The sequence below is a fragment of the Peptostreptococcus sp. D1 genome, assembly GCF_900112955.1.
In the GTDB taxonomy this organism is placed as follows: Bacteria; Bacillota; Clostridia; order Peptostreptococcales; family Peptostreptococcaceae; genus Peptostreptococcus.
Genome location: NZ_FONP01000001.1, coordinates 62118 through 75543, shown reverse-complemented (window position 1 = coordinate 75543; position 13426 = coordinate 62118). Strand labels below are relative to the sequence as shown.

Here is a 13426-nt window from a genome sequence, read left to right as displayed (position 1 = left end):
ATTGTTATTTTGGAGGGGGTATTTATGAAAGCTTTTAAGAAAATTTCTCTCATATCGATGGTTTCGATAATTTCGCTTACTGTATTATCTGGATGTTCTGAAAAGAATGACTTGAATTCAAAAAATGAAAATAAAAAATCAGCGATTTCAAAAAAAGTAGAGACAGATGTAAATACAGACTTACTAAATAAATCTGGTATGGATATTGAATCAAGATATCTACTGCCAGAGGGATATAAGAGAGTAGAAGCTAATAATGATTCTTTCGCCTATTTTTTGAGACATGAGAAGCTGAAGCCATACGGAGAAAAATCAAATTATTATAATGGCGACAAAAAACCAAATCAAGGTGTTTATGATTCTGTATTTGATGTAGATTTGGAAGGAAAGAATTTACTACACTGTGCAGATGCTTGCTACAAGTTTATTGGAGATTATCTGTATAAAAAAGGAGAATATTCTAAGATGAGATTCAAATTTGTTTCAGGTGGTGTTGCAGATTTTGGAAAATACACTAGAGGATATAGAGTAGATCCGGAAACTGGAGAATATTTTCTAATGTCAGAGCCTTCAACAAATGAAAGCGTATATAAGAGGTTTATGACTGTGGTATACGCGTATAGTGGAACTCTTTCCTTGGTGGAGGATACATTTAAGGTAAATATAGATGATATAGAAATAGGCGATATGTTCGTAATAGGAGGAACTCCAGGGACTAAGAGAGTAGGACACGCTATTATGGTGGTTGATATGGCAGTAAATGGTAATAAAAAAATAGTTATGTTAGCACAGTCATATATGCCTGCACAGCAGACTCAAATATTGATCAACAAAAACAATAAAGCTATTTCACCATGGTACAGTATTGATGAAATAAAAGAAAATGGAGAATTAAAGACACCACAATGGACATTTAAATTGGATGAGTTAAGAAGATTTAATGCTCAACAATAAAATTTAATGTTTAAAAATAGACTTTAATATTTAAAAGCAGAAATTAATATTCAAAAAATAAAATTTCTATTGATACCGATTGTTATATGTAACAGAAAAGCTCATAATATACCCTTATAAGAGTATATATGAGCTTTTGATATTGGATTATATATTATCAATTTCCTTTAGAAGTGTATTTACTATTTCTTCTTGAGGAACTCTCTTGATTATTTCTCCTTTTTTGAACAATAGACCGACACCATTTCCGCCAGCAATTCCAATATCAGCTTCCTTTGCTTCTCCCGGTCCATTTACAGCACATCCCATAATGGCAACAGTAATGTCCTTTTCGAGATGTTCTATTTTTTGTTCAATCTCGCTTGCAAAATTAATCAAATCAATTTGACACCTTCCACAGGTAGGACATGAAACTATTTTTATTTTGTCATTTAACAGTCCTATACTTCTCAGGATTTCTTTTCCAACGCCTATTTCCTCCGTTGGATCGCCTGTCAAAGAAACTCTGATAGTGTCTCCAATACCATCTACCAAAAGTCCGCCTATGCCGATAGAAGATTTTATTGTTCCCTTTTTTATACCACCTGATTCTGTTATTCCCAAATGGAGTGGATAGTTTACCTTTGATGATATCAATCTATATGCTTGAACTGATTTTATTACATCGGAATTTTTTAATGATATAACAATATCATCGAAATCCAAATCCTCCAGTATTTTTATATGGCTTAATGCGGATTGAACCATTGCTTCCGGAGTAGCTGAGCCAAACCTTTCGATAAGCTCCTTTTCAAGAGAACCTCCATTTACTCCAATTCTAATCGGTATGGATCTTTTTTTACAGCTTTCCACAACCATTCTTACCCTTTCTATATCACCGATATTTCCAGGATTTATTCTTATTGCATCAATACCCTGGTTTACTGCTTCAAGAGCAAGTCGATAATCAAAGTGAATGTCAGCTACAATTGGAATATTTGTGTTATTTTTTATTTCACCTATATTTTTTGCTGCTGATAAATCGGGAACAGCAATTCTTACAATATCACATCCTACATCTTCCAGTTTTGCTATTTGATTGATAGTGGATTTTGAATCCCTTGTGTCGGTATTGGTCATCGACTGTACTGTTATTGGGGCGTCACCACCTATAAAAATATTTCCAACTCTTATTTTTTTTGTATGTTTTCTAAGATAATTCATTTTTTACCTTTCTGATATTAATTTCTAAAGAATAGTCTAACTATGTCCTTGTAGGTTATGAATAGCATGAATCCCATAAGTGCTATTAGACCAATTCCATTTATGTATCCTTCAATTTTTGCTGGAACTTTTTTACCACCTCTTAGACCCTCAAAAATTAGCATAATGATTCTCCAGCCATCAAGTGCAGGAATTGGAAGTAGATTCATAATTCCAATGTTCAAGCTTATCAGTGCCGTCATAAAAACTAGATCCAAAATCCCAGTTGTAGCTGCTTTTGAAACCATATTTACGACTCCAACTGGTCCAGAAAGCGAGTTCATTATTTTTCCGGATAACTGTCCAGTCACTAACTGCCACAAGAATATCAACATAGTTTTGGATATTTGATAAGTCGATACGATTGCTTGCTTTGGTGCTTGTAGCAAATCTGTCTTGTATTTTGGATTGATTCCAATTATATATTTTCCAGCACTTTTTTCTGGAATTACTGTTGTGGATTTATCTTCGCTTCCTCTTTTGTATCGGATAGTCAATTTCTTGCCGCCAGATTCCGAAATTAGCTTGCTAACGTCATTAAACGAATCTAAATTATTGTTATCGATTGAAATCAGCTTATCGCCAGACTGCAATCCCGCTGAATAAGCAGGAGAATTTTTTTGAACGATATTTAATGTCGTTGTAGGGAATCCAACAATTGCATAAAATGGTATCAATAGCAAAACACAAAGAACGATATTTGCCAGCGGTCCTGCTACTATGGACAAGAATCTTTCTTTTAAAGTCTTTTTGGCAAATGAGTTTGGATCATCTGATTCTTCGTCTTCACCTTCCATTGCGACAAAACCACCAATAGGTAATACCCTGATTGAATAAACTGTACCATTTTTTTTCTTTTTGAAGAGAGTAGGTCCCATTCCAATCGCAAACTCGTGTATAGTTACACCGGCTCTTTTTGCGAAATAAAAATGGCCTAATTCATGTATAAAAATTATTATGCCAAATACTAATATGGCTGCTATTATATTCATTTATTCACCTTCCTTATAATCAATTTAAAATATAACATTATTTTAAGTGGTCTCCAATAAATGACCTTGTCCATTCGTCTGTGTATAAAATATCCTCCAGTGTTGGATTTTCAATATAATTGTGCTTTTTTATCGCTAGCTCAATGTACTTTGGTATGTCATAAAAACCAATTTCATCATTTAAAAATTTTGAAACCAGCACCTCATTTGCTGCATTTAGTGCAGCACAATCTGTACCTCCATTTTCAAGGGCGTCATAAGCCAGCTTTAAACATGGAAAAACATCTAAATCAGGCTTTTCAAAAGAAAGATTAGCGATTGAAAAAAGATCAAGCTTTTCAAAATTTGATGGTATTCTGTTTGGATATGTTAGTGCATATTGGATTGGTACTCTCATATCGGGGCATCCCAATTGAGCGATGATTGAAGAATCTTCAAATTGAACCATCGAATGAATTATGCTTTGTGGATGAACATGAACTACTATATCCTTTGGAGCCACATCAAATAACCATCTCGCTTCAATTACTTCCAAGCCCTTGTTCATAAGAGTAGAGGAGTCTATAGTTATTTTTTGACCCATAGTCCAGTTAGGATGCTTCAACGCATCGTTTTTCGTTACGTTTTCGAGCTCTGATTTCGATTTTCCTCTAAAAGGGCCACCTGATGCAGTCAGCAGGATTTTGTCGATCTTGTTGCAACCTTCACCAGAAATACACTGAAAAATCGCACTATGCTCGCTATCAACTGGAATGATTTTCGCATTGTGTTTTTTAGCCTCTTCCATAACTATTTTACCGGCGGTTACAAGAGTTTCCTTGTTGGCTAGAGCAATTGTAGTTGAATTTTTTATTGCTTCGAGTGTTGGTTTCAAACCGATCATACCAACAACTGCTGTAACAAGGATATCAATCGTGCTTGAGGCAGCGATATTTATTAATCCTTCCATTCCATAGTATGCCTCCAGATTATTATATATGGAACGATAAGTGTCATTTTTGCGTTTTGATTCTAAAATTCTTAAAAAGTATTCAAATTTATATCTGTCAAAGATTGCAACCTTTTTAGGCTTAAACTCTTCTATCTGTTTTATTAACAAATCTATATTTTCGTTTGTTGTGATACCTTCTACCGAAAACAGGTCACTATGCTCTCTAACAATGTCAAGCGTTTGAGTACCTATTGATCCGGTCGAACCTAATATTGAAATTTTCATCTATTCACTTCCAATTCATATTTTTATTAATTTATAGAAATAATTATACTTTCTATACCTAAATTGTAGCTTAAAGAGAAAAAATAGACATGAATAAAAAAAATTAATGGTTTTGATTTATATTGACATTTGAATAAGTACACAATGTAAAGAAAAATATCAATGTGCTAATACAAAATTACTCAATTGATAAACAACATAGTAATATATATCAAAAAAATCAATTTAATATACTAAATTAATAAATAAAAATATATTAAAATAATAAATACTGTAATTATTCAGTGTTGACATCGGATTTTTATAGGTGTATATTATTGACAAACGAAGGATGATTTTTAAAAGAGTATGAGGTGATACAGATGTTTGAAATAAAGCAAAACTCAAGAAGGAAAGATAATGCAGATTTTACTGAAAGTAGAGTAATGGACAGCAGAAAAAGCATAGATAGATTTATAAACATTTCACCCCCCAATTATATAAAAGCACTTGAGTATACAATGCCAAAAAAATCCATGATTCCAATTATATTGATTAGCATTATGGATAGGGATAACAAAATTAATATGACATTAGATGAGCTGTCAGAGCTTCTTCAATATCCAAAGACAGGTTTGTCGGTAATCTTCGGTGAATATAAAAGACGAGATTTTTTGCGAAAAATAAGGAATGGTATGTATATGATAAATCCATTGATTTCATATAAGGGCTCAAAGTATGAGAGAGATAAGTTGGTGTATAGCTATAATCAAATAAAGAATGGGAATGGTGGTTTGAAATGAACTTGAGTATTGATAGAGAAGTTATGAGATGGTTTGACTCTTTATTTAAAAGTCAAAATGATGTGATTAGTATAAATAATTTTATATGCAAACTTGATGATTATGATAAAGGTATGATTGGTGGAAAAGTAATATCATTGGGGAAGTATTCTACTAACTATTGGAAGTTGGAGTTTAACTTATCTGATTCATATTTACTAAGATTGAAAAAAAATATTCATCCGTTATTTAATGAATATTTTTATGAGGAGTTGACACTATATAATGACGATAATATGTTTACTACAATCAATAGATTTGTGATAAGAGTTTTTAATATTGTAGCAGATTATGAGTATGATGTAAGAGAAGAGGCCTATTATATCAATTATAATAGATATTTTGTAGAGCTATGCAGGGGGATTAGTTATGGTAATGTGATAAAATTGGATTATGATGTTTTGATGCTTGTAAACAGTGATGACAATATAGTTTTTTTTAATGATGAAAATACAATTAAATTGAGTCTAAGATTTGATGCTGAAATGGGTGAGGATATACTCGACAGTTTGTTAGATCTTAGAAAATCGATAATAACAAGTAAGATTTATTAGGAAGGATGTGAAATATTATGAACGCAGAAAAAATGACATTAAGAGTACAAAATGCATTAAATGACGCTTTTTCGGAAGCAGTTAAAAATAATAATCAGCAAGTAGATTCGATTCATTTGGTATATTCTTTGATTAATCAAGAGGATGGTCTTATTTCAAGTATTCTGGAAAAAATGAATATAAAAACGGAATCAATTCTTGGAGCCTTAAAGAATGAGCTAAACAAGCTCCCAAGAGTAACTGGAGAAGGTGTAAATTCTCAGGGTGTGACAGCTACTAGAAAAATTAATGATATTTTGGTAAGGGCAGAGAGCATATCAGTTGATTTTAAGGATTCATACATAAGTGTTGAACACCTAATGCTTGCTATTTTCGATGTAGAAAAGCATACAAATATATCGAAAATATTTACACAATACAATCTAGATAAGACAAAATTTTTAGAAGTATTAAGAGAGGTTAGAGGTAATCAGAGAGTGGATACTCAGGACCCCGAGGGTACATATGATGCACTATCCAAGTATGGGATTGATCTTGTGAAATTAGCTCGTGACAATAAATTGGATCCAGTTATTGGTAGAGATGAAGAGATAAGAAGAGCGATAAGAATACTATCGAGAAGAACGAAAAACAATCCTGTTCTTATCGGTGAGCCAGGTGTTGGTAAGACAGCTATAGTTGAAGGCTTGGCTCAACGAATTGTAAAGGGAGATGTTCCTGAGGGGCTAAAAAATAAAACGATATACTCACTTGATATGGGATCGTTGATTGCCGGTGCAAAATATAGAGGCGAGTTCGAGGAAAGACTAAAGGCAGTATTGAAAGAGGTTACAAACTCAGATGGTAAAATAATACTATTTATAGATGAAATACATAATATAGTTGGTGCTGGAAAGACAGAGGGCTCTATGGATGCAGGTAATCTAATAAAGCCTATTCTTGCCAGAGGTGAGCTAAACTGTATAGGTGCTACGACATTTGATGAATATAGAAAATATATAGAAAAAGACAAGGCTCTAGAAAGAAGATTCCAACCTGTAATTGTTGATGAGCCTTCGGTTGAAGATACGATTTCAATACTTAGGGGATTGAAGGAGAGGTTCGAAATTCATCATGGTATAAAGATACATGATAATGCAATAGTGGCAGCTACGAAGCTTTCTGATAGATATATTCAAGATAGATTTTTGCCTGATAAGGCCATTGACTTGATTGACGAAGCTGGTGCAATGATCAGGAGTGAGATTGATTCGCTTCCAACTGAGTTAGATGATGTTAGAAGAAGAATGTTCACTCTTGAAACAGAAAGGGAAGCTCTGTTGAAGGAAGAGGATGAGAAATCGAAAAATAGACTGTTCGAGCTTGAGAGCGAGCTTGCTAATTTAAGAGAAGAAAATGACTCACTGACATCAAGATATGAAGTGGAAAAGGGTAAAATAATGGATTTAAAATCTTTGAAACAGAAATTGGATGATGCAAGGTCCAAGGTTGAAAGATATGAAAGAGAATATGACTTCAATAAAGCTGCTGAGGTAAAGTATGGAGAAATACCAAATTTAGAGGAGCAGATTAGAAAGCACGAAGAGGAATACTCTAGACAAGCAGAAAGCATACTACTAAAGGAGGATGTTACTGAAGATGAAATAGCAGAGATAATTTCAAAGTGGACAGGAATACCAATCACAAAGCTGGTGGAATCTGAAAAAGAAAAATTAATCAATCTGGAGTCAGTTCTCCATCAGAGAGTAGTTGGACAGGATGAAGCGGTTAAGGCTGTTTCGGATGCTATAATAAGATCTCGTGCTGGATTGAGCGATCCCAAGAAGCCTGTTGGTTCATTTATTTTCTTAGGTCCTACAGGTGTAGGTAAAACTGAGCTGGCAAAAACCTTGGCTAGAGAATTATTCAACAGCGAGGATGCGATAGTAAGAATCGATATGTCTGAATATATGGAAAAGCATAGTGTATCAAGGCTGGTTGGACCACCTCCGGGCTATGTTGGATATGAAGAAGGTGGGCAGTTGACTGAAGCAGTTAGGAGAAAACCATATTCGGTAATCCTTTTTGACGAAATAGAAAAAGCACATGATGATGTTTTTAATATTTTTTTACAAATTCTAGATGATGGTAGATTAACAGACAACAAGGGGAAAACAGTTGACTTTAAGAATACTCTGATAATTATGACATCAAATATAGGTAGTCATTTACTTTTGGAGCGACAAAGGAACGAAAATGATGCTCTAGATGTGAATGAAGCGGTTTTAAGCATAATGAGAGCTAGATTTAAACCTGAGTTTTTAAATAGAGTCGATGACATAATAATGTTTAAGCCTCTAGAAAAAGAAGAGATAAAGAGCATTATCGATATATTCCTTGATGACCTGAGAAATAGATTAGCAGATAGAGATATTGAGTTGGACATTACTGATGGAGCGAAAGATTATATCGTCGAAGTTGGCTATGATCCTGTATATGGTGCAAGACCTCTAAAAAGATACATAAATAATAATATTGAAACACAAATAGCGAAAAAAATAGTATTAGGATATTTTGAAAATGGAGATAGTATATTAATAGACAACCATGATGGAGAATTAATTATTAATAAGAAATAGAAATAAAAATAAGATTATTTCATTGAATATTTATAATTTGATTAATAATTTAAAAAATAGAGGTATTTTAGTAAGAAAACTATTATATCTCTATTTTATTGTTTTTTGAAAATGCTTTTTCAAAAAAACACTGAAAATAAAAAAATAATAAAACGTTTTCTTAATTTGTTGCAGATTTATTAACAAATTGTGAAACTAATAAAATTAGGAATATAAAGAATTGTTTGACATTACAGATAATTAAATGTATACTAAAAGAGAAATAATTTATTATTTAATTTAAGAGGAGGAAAAAAAATGAAGGTTAAATTTAAAGACTCATTGGTAATCGGTTTTGCGTTATTTGCAATGTTCTTCGGAGCAGGTAACTTGATCTTCCCACCATTACTTGGTGTAGTTTCAGGTACTCAGTGGTTTACATCATTTGCTGCATTCCTATTTGCTGATGGTGGTTTGGCATTACTTGGTGTTATTGCTCTTACTAGAACTGATGGTGACATGGAAGCATTATTTACAAGAGCAGGGAGATTTATCGGTGTCCTAATTGGTAGCTTAATGATTTTATGTATCGGACCTTTCTTAGCAATTCCGAGAACTGCAGCTACTACTTATGAAATAGGTATTAAACCTACAATAGGAACAGGTTTAAGTCCAATCATTTTTGCAATTATATTTTTCACTATAGTACTAATTCTTACAATTAAGCCATCAAAGGTTGTTGATATAGTTGGTGCATTTCTAACTCCTGCACTTTTGATATGTTTGGCTGTATTGATTATTAAGGGTATTGTAAGTCCTCTTGGACAGCCTTTGGAAAGAACTTTGGTTGATAATTTGGCAGTTAATGGTATTAATGAAGGGTATCAGACAATGGATGCCATGGCCTCATGTATATTTGCTGGAATCGTAATAAGCTCGATTAGACAAAAAGGATATACAGAAAGAAGCGTAATGGTTAAAGCTACAATAGTTGCAGGTATAGTTGCTGTTATTGGTATGGCATTTGTATATGGTGGTTTGACTTACCTTGGAGCAACAGTATCTCCTATATATGACAATACTGTTGAAAGAACAGCATTGATAGTTTCAATTACAGAGGGAATCCTTGGTGGAACTGGTAAAGTTATACTTGCAGTAATAGTTGCACTTGCTTGTTTGACAACAGCTATTGGACTATCTTCATCTTGTGGAAATTACTTCAGTCAGTTAACAAAAGGAAAATTGAAATATGAAGTAATCGTAGTTGTTGTTTGTGTATTTTCAGCAGTTGTATCAAACTTTGGTGTTGATAAAATAATTTCAATTGCAGCTCCAATTCTTGGTATGATTTATCCAGCAGTTGTTGCATTTATCTTCCTTGGAATGATTAATGACAAGATTAAGAACAATAATGTATTTAAGTGTGCAATTTGGGTTGCTGTTATACTAGGTGTTTTACATACACTTCCTGGAATCAAAGCTTTTAAAAACATGACAGCTTTAGCTAGCCTTGCTGCTGCACTTGATAAGCTGCCAGGTGGTAATATCGGATTCTTCTGGGCAGTGCCTGTTTTGATAGCAGGAATAATTGGTAGATTTATACCATCAAAGAATGCATAATAATTATATTTAGAAGATATTTTTGAGAGACAGAGTCTACTGTAAAAAAGACTCTGTCTTTTTTATAGGTAATAATGCTTTTATTATAGAGAGTGTATAGCTGTTACTGCTTGATGGTAGAAATATTCATAATAGCATCATAGATGTAGAATATTGTAGGAGCGTCTATTTTATGGTAGAATTAACTGAATACAAAAATGTAATCAGATAGTATATATAGCATGCAGAGGAGAAATTTATGAGTAATAATTGGATAGAAATAAAAATAAAAACAACTACAGAGGCGGTAGAGGCCATAACAAATATTCTTTTTGAAAATGGTGCACAGGGTGCTATGATTGAAGATCCAAAGGATTTTTTATTTCAAAAAGCTCATGAATATGATTGGGATTATGTAGAGGAAGATGTTTTTAATACAGAAGATGAGAATGTGTATATAAAAACATATATTTCAGAAGAAAATGATGTAGTGACTTTTATTGAAGCGATAAAAATTAGAATATCTGAGCTGAGAAATTTTGGAATAGATATTGGTGCAGGTGAGATTTTTACGGATAGTGTAAATGAAGAGGACTGGGCGAATAATTGGAAAAAGTATTACAAGCCTACCAAAATAGGTGATAGGATAGTAATAAAGCCGGAATGGGAAGAATATATCCCATCTGAAGGTGATTTGGTTATTCATATGGATCCAGGTATGGCGTTTGGAACTGGTAATCATGAGACAACAGGTATGTGTATTGAAAATTTGGAAAAATATGTTTCAGAAAAATCGACAGTATTTGATATAGGATGTGGAAGTGGAATTCTTGGAATAGTAGCGTCAAAATTAGGAGCCAAAAATGTTGTCGGAATTGACATTGATGAAATGGCTGTAAAAGTGGCAAATGAAAATATTCAGAAAAACAATGTGCAGAATGTTATGACAGCAATAGCTGGTAATATGACAGATAAAATCGAAGAAGGTGTGAAGGCAGATATCGTTGTTGCAAATATTATAGCGGATATAATAATGAAGATGTCAGGTAATGTCAAAAAATTGATAAAGGATGATGGGATTTTTATTTCATCAGGCATTATTTTGGCAAAGGTAGATGAAGTGTTGGAAAATTTAAAAGACAATGGATTTGAAGTTGTGGATGTTATCAAAAAGGGTGAATGGTCTTGTATAATTGCTAAATAACGGAGATATTATGGATAGGTTTTTTGTAAAAAAGGAATGGATAGATTTTGAAAATAATTCAATGACAATAAGAGGTGAAGATGTAAAACACATCTCGAAGGTGCTTAGATATAAGGTTGGAGATAGATTAGAGGTGTGTGATGGAGCAGATAATGAGTTTATTTGTGAGATAGTTGAAATTAACAAGGATAGCATCTTGCTGGGTATTATAGAAAAGAAAGATATGTGCAGAGAGAGCAATATTGAAATTAGGCTCTATCAAGGCTTGCCGAAAAATACAAAGATGGAAATCATTCTACAGAAGCTTACAGAGAGTGGAGTTTCAGAAATAATTTTAGTTGATACAGATAGAACGGTGGTAAGCGTCGATGAAAAGAAAAGTGATAAAAAGCTTGGGAGATGGGAAAGAATCATTTATGAGTCAGCAAAACAATGCAAAAGAGGAGTTATACCGAAATTGAAAGGGATTATGTCATTTAAAGATGCTCTGGAGGATATGAAAAATAACGACATTAATATTTCTCCATACGAAAACGAAAACGCACTGGGAATAAAAGAGGTTTTGATAAGTGATAATATTTTAAGTATTATCGAAAGAAAATTAAACCTTCAAGTAAAGCCAAAAATCGGTATTTTTATCGGACCTGAGGGTGGATTTACTGAAGAGGAAAATTTTTTGATTAGAGAGAATGGAGCGAAATCTGTAAAAATGGGACCAAGGATTTTTAGAACTGAAACTGCAGCTATTGTTGCTACAGCTATTGTACAATATGAATTTGGCGATTTGGGTGGAGTTTAGAAACAAAGATTGTTATTAGGAGGAAATATATTGAAAAAAGTTGCGTTTTACACTTTGGGCTGCAAGGTGAATCAATACGAAACTGAAGCGATGACGGAGCTATTTGAAAAAAATGGATATATAAGTGTCAATAGTGAAGAATATGCTGATGTTTACGTTATAAATACATGCACAGTTACTCACATGTCTGATAGAAAGTCAAGGCAGTATATAAGAAGAATGAAAAAGAAAAACCCAAATGCAATAATTGCTGTGGTAGGATGTTATTCTCAGGTTTCTCCTGAGGAAATATTGGACATAGATGAGGTTAATTTGGTAATGGGAACAAATGACAGAAAAGCGATTGTAGAAAATATCGATAATTTGACCGTCGATTCAAAGGTAAGTACTGTTGATGACATAATGAAAGTAAAAGATTTTGAATCGATTGAAATTAGTCAGACGAATGGAAGAACGAGGGCCTTTATTAAGATTCAAGATGGATGCGATAGATATTGTACTTACTGTATTATACCGTATGCAAGAGGAAGAATAAGATCGAGAAAAATAGATGAAATAGTTGAAGAGATAGAGCTTTTGTCGAGAAATGGGTTCAAGGAAGTAGTCTTGACTGGAATACATGTAGCATCCTATGGGAAAGATTTGAGAGATGGTAGTGACATATTGACAGTGTTGAAAGAAGTTCACAATATCAACGGAATAGAGAGGATTAGACTCAGCTCAGTAGAGCCGAAATTGTTTACAAATGAATTTATTTCTGAGATCTGTAGCTTGGAAAAGCTGGCTCCACATTTTCATCTTTCATTGCAAAGTGGAAGTGATGGAGTGTTACAGAGAATGAACAGAAGATATAGTGCTGAAGAATATAAAAGAATCGTTGAAATACTGAGAGATAGAATTCCGGATGTCTCGATAACAACTGATGTGATTGTAGGATTTCCTGGTGAGAGTAATGAGGAATTTTTAGAGACTCTAGGATTTTTGAAAGAATTAAAATTGATGCATACTCATATTTTTAAATATTCTCCGAGAAAAGGTACACCTGCTTCTATTATGGAAAATCAGATTGATTCTCAAACAAAAAGCTTTAGGAGTGGCGTATTGCTGAGCCTATGTACAAAAAATTTCAGACATTTTGTGGAAAAATTTAAGGGTAGAGAATTGAGAATACTTGTAGAAGAGCTGGATAACGATGGATATTATGAAGGCTTAACTGATAATTATATTAGAATAAAGGTGAGGTCAGACAACGACATAAGTGGAGAATTTGTCGATGTAAGAATATCAGATATTATGGATGATTATTGTATGGGTGAATTGATTTCAAAATCTTAACAAAAAACAAAATATTATCGAGAATAAAATCTTAACAAAAAATTAAAAAATATTCACATATTTTAACAAAAAATTAATAAATATTAAGAAAAACTTTATTGTTTGTGTTTAAA

11 protein-coding genes are annotated in these 13426 nt (G+C 33.0%); 8 read left to right on the top strand and 3 right to left on the bottom strand.

The window, feature by feature from the left end:
- Nucleotides 1-24 precede the first annotated feature (24 nt).
- Complete coding sequence (locus BM120_RS00355) at nt 25-954, top strand: DUF4846 domain-containing protein (RefSeq protein WP_091992514.1); 930 nt, start codon at nt 25-27, stop codon at nt 952-954.
- Nucleotides 955-1101: 147 nt separating this feature from the next.
- Here the strand turns inward: BM120_RS00355 and ispG are convergent, their stop codons facing one another.
- The 3 genes from ispG to BM120_RS00340 are packed head-to-tail and all read right to left on the bottom strand — an operon-like array spanning nt 1102 to nt 4404.
- Nucleotides 1102-2157, bottom strand: coding sequence for a flavodoxin-dependent (E)-4-hydroxy-3-methylbut-2-enyl-diphosphate synthase (gene ispG / locus BM120_RS00350; RefSeq protein ID WP_091992513.1), 1056 nt, complete (start codon nt 2155-2157; stop codon nt 1102-1104).
- A 17-nt stretch (nt 2158-2174) separates the two neighbouring features.
- On the bottom strand, nt 2175-3188 hold the full coding sequence (rseP, locus tag BM120_RS00345; protein ID WP_091992512.1) for an RIP metalloprotease RseP: 1014 nt from the start codon (nt 3186-3188) through the stop codon (nt 2175-2177).
- Between the two features lie 37 nt (nt 3189-3225).
- Nucleotides 3226-4404, bottom strand: coding sequence for a 1-deoxy-D-xylulose-5-phosphate reductoisomerase (locus BM120_RS00340; RefSeq protein WP_091992511.1), 1179 nt, complete (start codon nt 4402-4404; stop codon nt 3226-3228).
- A 362-nt stretch (nt 4405-4766) separates the two neighbouring features.
- Between BM120_RS00340 and BM120_RS00335 the strand changes: the two genes are divergently transcribed.
- From BM120_RS00335 to mtaB, 7 genes are all read left to right on the top strand, one after another.
- Nucleotides 4767-5186 carry a replication/maintenance protein RepL gene (locus BM120_RS00335; RefSeq protein ID WP_091992510.1) on the top strand — a complete coding sequence of 140 codons (420 nt, stop codon included), beginning with the start codon at nt 4767-4769 and terminating at the stop codon, nt 5184-5186.
- Nucleotides 5183-5779 carry a hypothetical protein gene (locus BM120_RS00330; RefSeq protein WP_091992509.1) on the top strand — a complete coding sequence of 199 codons (597 nt, stop codon included), beginning with the start codon at nt 5183-5185 and terminating at the stop codon, nt 5777-5779. The genes BM120_RS00335 and BM120_RS00330 overlap by 4 nt, the downstream gene beginning before the upstream one ends.
- Before the next feature lie 17 nt (nt 5780-5796).
- Nucleotides 5797-8397, top strand: a complete 2601-nt coding sequence (gene clpB / locus BM120_RS00325; RefSeq protein WP_091992508.1) for an ATP-dependent chaperone ClpB — start codon at nt 5797-5799, stop codon at nt 8395-8397.
- A 297-nt stretch (nt 8398-8694) separates the two neighbouring features.
- Nucleotides 8695-9996 carry a branched-chain amino acid transport system II carrier protein gene (gene brnQ / locus BM120_RS00320; protein ID WP_091992507.1) on the top strand — a complete coding sequence of 434 codons (1302 nt, stop codon included), beginning with the start codon at nt 8695-8697 and terminating at the stop codon, nt 9994-9996.
- A 238-nt stretch (nt 9997-10234) separates the two neighbouring features.
- Nucleotides 10235-11179, top strand: a complete 945-nt coding sequence (gene prmA, locus BM120_RS00315) for a 50S ribosomal protein L11 methyltransferase (RefSeq protein WP_091992506.1) — start codon at nt 10235-10237, stop codon at nt 11177-11179.
- A 10-nt stretch (nt 11180-11189) separates the two neighbouring features.
- Nucleotides 11190-11978, top strand: a complete 789-nt coding sequence (locus BM120_RS00310; protein WP_091992505.1) for an RsmE family RNA methyltransferase — start codon at nt 11190-11192, stop codon at nt 11976-11978.
- Between the two features lie 30 nt (nt 11979-12008).
- Nucleotides 12009-13313: a tRNA (N(6)-L-threonylcarbamoyladenosine(37)-C(2))-methylthiotransferase MtaB gene (mtaB, locus tag BM120_RS00305; protein WP_091992504.1), complete on the top strand. Its 1305-nt coding sequence runs from the start codon at nt 12009-12011 to the stop codon at nt 13311-13313.
- Nucleotides 13314-13426: the final 113 nt, after the last annotated feature.

What these genes read in the sequence shown, in the direction of transcription:
- BM120_RS00355 (WP_091992514.1), top strand. Translation starts at nt 25, where the DNA reads ATGAAAGCTTTTAAGAAAATTTCTCTCATATCGATGGTTTCGATAATT.
- ispG (WP_091992513.1), bottom strand. Translation starts at nt 2,157, where the DNA reads ATGAATTATCTTAGAAAACATACAAAAAAAATAAGAGTTGGAAATATT.
- rseP (WP_091992512.1), bottom strand. Translation starts at nt 3,188, where the DNA reads ATGAATATAATAGCAGCCATATTAGTATTTGGCATAATAATTTTTATA.
- BM120_RS00340 (WP_091992511.1), bottom strand. Translation starts at nt 4,404, where the DNA reads ATGAAAATTTCAATATTAGGTTCGACCGGATCAATAGGTACTCAAACG.
- BM120_RS00335 (WP_091992510.1), top strand. Translation starts at nt 4,767, where the DNA reads ATGTTTGAAATAAAGCAAAACTCAAGAAGGAAAGATAATGCAGATTTT.
- BM120_RS00330 (WP_091992509.1), top strand. Translation starts at nt 5,183, where the DNA reads ATGAACTTGAGTATTGATAGAGAAGTTATGAGATGGTTTGACTCTTTA.
- clpB (WP_091992508.1), top strand. Translation starts at nt 5,797, where the DNA reads ATGAACGCAGAAAAAATGACATTAAGAGTACAAAATGCATTAAATGAC.
- brnQ (WP_091992507.1), top strand. Translation starts at nt 8,695, where the DNA reads ATGAAGGTTAAATTTAAAGACTCATTGGTAATCGGTTTTGCGTTATTT.
- prmA (WP_091992506.1), top strand. Translation starts at nt 10,235, where the DNA reads ATGAGTAATAATTGGATAGAAATAAAAATAAAAACAACTACAGAGGCG.
- BM120_RS00310 (WP_091992505.1), top strand. Translation starts at nt 11,190, where the DNA reads ATGGATAGGTTTTTTGTAAAAAAGGAATGGATAGATTTTGAAAATAAT.